The sequence below is a fragment of the Inquilinus sp. genome (genome assembly GCF_057815775.1).
Window position 1 is genome coordinate 1 of the sequence record NZ_JBYRFX010000017.1, and the last position, 3,669, is coordinate 3,669.

The 3,669-nt window shown below is 72.4% G+C and carries 4 protein-coding genes; 2 read left to right on the forward strand and 2 right to left on the reverse strand.

Going from position 1 to position 3,669, the window contains the following annotated elements; genetic code table 11:
• On the reverse strand, positions 1 to 605 hold a 605-nt coding region (locus AC3XYG_RS00740; RefSeq protein ID WP_489137899.1), incomplete at its 3' end, for a FliH/SctL family protein.
• Complete coding sequence (gene fliF / locus AC3XYG_RS00745; protein WP_489137900.1) at positions 602 to 2,146, reverse strand: flagellar basal-body MS-ring/collar protein FliF; 1,545 nt, start codon at positions 2,144 to 2,146, stop codon at positions 602 to 604. The genes fliF and AC3XYG_RS00740, both read right to left, overlap by 4 nt.
• A gap of 257 nt (positions 2,147 to 2,403) precedes the next feature.
• Between fliF and AC3XYG_RS00750 the strand changes: the two genes are divergently transcribed.
• Both AC3XYG_RS00750 and AC3XYG_RS00755 read left to right on the forward strand, forming a co-directional pair.
• Positions 2,404 to 2,898, forward strand: a complete 495-nt coding sequence (locus AC3XYG_RS00750) for a flagellar basal body-associated FliL family protein (RefSeq protein WP_489137901.1) — start codon at positions 2,404 to 2,406, stop codon at positions 2,896 to 2,898.
• An 8-nt stretch (positions 2,899 to 2,906) separates the two neighbouring features.
• On the forward strand, positions 2,907 to 3,669 hold a 763-nt coding region (locus tag AC3XYG_RS00755), incomplete at its 3' end, for a flagellar motor switch protein FliM (protein WP_489137902.1).

Genomic DNA, 3,669 nt, shown 5'->3' on the forward strand with positions numbered 1-3,669 from the left:
TCCAGATCCTTCAGCAATTGGTCGAGCACCGCCGCGATCCGGGCGGCAGTGCCGGCGGCATCCCATTGCGCGCTGCCGCCGTCCCAGCGTGCCCTGATGGCGCCGGGCGCCAGCGCCGCGTCGGCGGTGACGGTGAGAACGAGGCCCTGCGGCGCCTCGTGCCCGGCGAAGCGGTCGGTGAGGAGGGGCGCGATATCAGGGGCTGCGGTCACGGCCAGGGCCGGGCGCCCGGCGGCGGCCAGGATCGCCGCCTCGACCAGCCGCTCGGCCTGGGCGGCGGCAAAGCGCGGGGCGAGGTCCGACAGCAGGGCCTGCAGGGCAAAGACGATGGTCCGGGCGCCGGCGGCGGCGACGTCGGATAGGTCGGCGTGCAGCGCGCCGTCCTGCTGCGCGATCGCCGCCAGGATCTGCTCCAGCGCGGCGGCGCAGCGGGTCTCGTCCACTGCCATGACGATGGCGCGGCCCTCCGCCTGGCCGGCGTCGTGGCCGGCGGCATAGCCGTCGTCCCAGGCCTGGCGCCGGGCCCGGTCTTCCGCCCTATCCGGGTCGGGGCCTTCGGGGGCCGGTTCGAAGCTGTGATCCCAGATCAGGCGCCGCTGGGTCATGCCGGGGCGTCCTCGCGGATCAGGCTGCGCAGGATGGCGGCGGCCTCCTCCGGATAATCCTCGAAGGCGTCGGCCAGGGCGCGGATCGCCTCCTCGCGGTCGCCGAAGTCGAGCCGGAAGGCGGAGGCTGTCTCTGCCGTTGCCTTGGCCGCCGCCTCGGCCGTCACGGCCGGTTCCGCCGCCGGGGCAGGGGCCGCGTCCGCGGGTGACGGGCGCTCGGCCGTCAGCCGTTCCAGCAGCGGGCGCAGCAGGAAGAAGATCAGCAGCGCGGCGATGCCGAGCACGACCAGCCACTGCACCAGCGTCACCAGCAGATTCGGCCAGCCGCTGCCGAAGAAGCCGGGGCCGTCCTCGGGGCCGGTCGGCAGCAGGTCGGCGAATTCCAGATTCTGCACCGTGACCACGTCGCCGCGATCCTGGCTGGCGCCGACCGCGGTGCGGACCAGGGCGGTGACGGACTCCAGCTCCTCCGGGCTGCGCGGCGTGTATTTGCTGGTGCCGTCGGCATCGGTCTCGCGCCGGCCATTGACCAGCACGGCGACCGACAGGCGGCGCAGCTCGCCGGCCTCGCGCACCCGCTCGCGGCGCTCGGCGCTGATCTCGTAGTTCGTGGTCTCCTCGGTGCGCTGCGACTGCGAGCTGGTGGCGGGGCCGCCGGGCTGCGGCGTGCCTGGCAGCTGCGCCTCGGGCAGGTTCTGCTGCACACTGGTCGGCAGGTCGCCGGTGCCGTCGCTGCTGGTCTGCCGTTCCTCCACAGTCTGGGTCGACCGCGGCACCTGGCCCTCGGGGTCGAAGCGCTCGGTGCGCACCACCTCGTGGCTCATGTCGAGATCCGCCGCCACGGTGACGCGAATATTGCCACGGCCGAAGCGCCGCACCAGCAAGTCTTCCACAGCCTTGGCCAGCCGCGTCTCCAGGGAGGCCCGCAGGCCGTCGGACGGCCCCTGGCCGGGCACGTCGTCGCCTTCGGTCAGCAGCACCTCGCCGGCGGCGTCGAGCAGGGTGACATCGGCCGGCTTGAGATTGGGCACCGCGGCAGCGACCAGGTGTCGGATCGCGCGCGCCTGCTGCCGGTCCAGCCCGAAGCCGCCGCGCATGCGCACCACGATTGCGGCGGTCGGGGTCGGGGTGGTGCGGGCGAAGGCCTCGCGCTCCGGCAGCACCAGGTGCACCCGGGCGGACTCCACCCCCGACAGGGTGGCGATGGTGCGGCCCAGCTCTCCCTCCATCGCCCGCAGCCGGTTCATCTGCTGCATGAAGGTGGTCAGGCCGAGGCCGTTGTCGGCGTCGAACAGCTCGTAGCCGACGCCGGAGGCGGTGGGCAGGCCTTTTTCCGCCAGGGCCATGCGGGCGCGGGCGACATCGGGCGCGGGCACCTGGATGGCGCTGCCGTCGAAATTGGAGCTGACCGGGATGCCGAGTGCCTCGAGCTGCGAGACGATCTGGCCGGCCTCGGCCGGGGCGATGCCGGAATACAGCACCGCCATCTTCGGCCGCGACGCTTCCCAGGCCAGCCAACCGATCGCGACCAGGATGAGCACGCCGATGCCGCCGAGAATCGCCAGCCTCCGCGGCCCAGCGCTCTGAGGTTGTCGAGCAACGCTTTCACGGAAGCAGGTCCACCAGCCGCAATCCAGGACGCCATCCCGCACGCAAGCAGCCCGACGGCCGCCGCCGTGAGGGTGAGCAGGGAAATGAATGAATCCACTGCCCGCACGAAGATGACAAGCTAAAAGCGATCTGTTACCTCATGGACTCATAGAAAAGGGTCGGCATCCCAGGCCGTCCGGAGGATTCATTGGCGAAGGATACAAAGGAAAAGGCGACCGATCCGGGAACCGCCCCGTCCGACCGTGCCGCCCGCCGGCGGTGGCGGCTGGTGGTCCTGGCCGTCGGCGTCGCCTTTGTCCTCGGCTTCGCCACGCCGATCCTCGGCGCCTGGGCCCTGGGGGCGCTGCCCTTTGTCGGGCATGCGGACACGTCAGCAGTGCCCGGCAAGGCGGTGGTGCCGGTGCCGGAGATCCTGACCAACCTGGCCCCGGGGTCGAAGGCGAAGCTGATCCGCACCTCGGTGTCGCTGGTCGTGCCTGCGGAATCGGAATCGGCGGTGCGCGAGAACCTGGCCCGGATCCGCGATTCCTTCCTGGAATATTGCCGCCAGATCGACGAGGCCGAGCTGCGTGGATCGATCGGCATCTATCGGCTGCGCGGCGACCTGCTGCGCCGCGCCCGCGCCCTGGCCGGCGACACCGCGGTGACCGAAGTGCTGATCCAGGACCTCGTGCTGCAATGAGCGATGCCATGACAAGCCAAGCGGCGGCGATCGGCGCGATGATCCGGGCCGGTGCCGAAGGCGGGCTGCCGATGCTCGACCCGATGGCGGAACGGTTCGCCTTCCGCCTCAACGCCGCACTGCGCGGCCTGGGGGCCGGTGGCATCGAGGCCGAGGCCGCGTCGGTCAGGTCGGCACCGTTCGCGGAGCTGCTGGCCGACGGTCCGGCGGAGGCCCTGGTCGGCATCGTCCGCGCCCGCGATTGGAACAGCCAGATCCTGGTGCTGCTGGAGGCCGGGCTGGCCGGGGCGATGATCGCGCTGCTGCTGGGCGGGCCTACGGCACCGGCGGAAGACGGGCTGCGCCGCGGGCTGACGCCGATCGAGCGCCGCCTGACGCAGGAGCTGCTGGGGCTGGTGCTGCAGGCCCTGGCCGAGGCGCTGGCGCCACTGGCCCCGGCCGGCTTCGAGGTCGAGCGGATCGAGGCCGATCTGCAATTCGCCATGCTGGCGCCGAAGGCCGCAACGGCGGTGCGGATCGCGGTGCCGGTCCGGGCCGCCGGCCGCACCGGCCAGTTGCAGATCGTGCTGCCGCTGCCGTCGCTGGCCGTGCTGCGCGACGCCTGGTCCCGGCAGCGCCGTGGCGATGCCGATGCCGCCTGGGCGGCCAGGTTCCAGGATGCGCTGAGCCAGGTCGAGCTGCCGGCCATGGCGGTGTTCGGCGCGGTGACAGCGACCCCGGCCGAGATCCTGTCCTGGAAGCCCGGCGACACGATCGCGCTGCCGGCGGGCG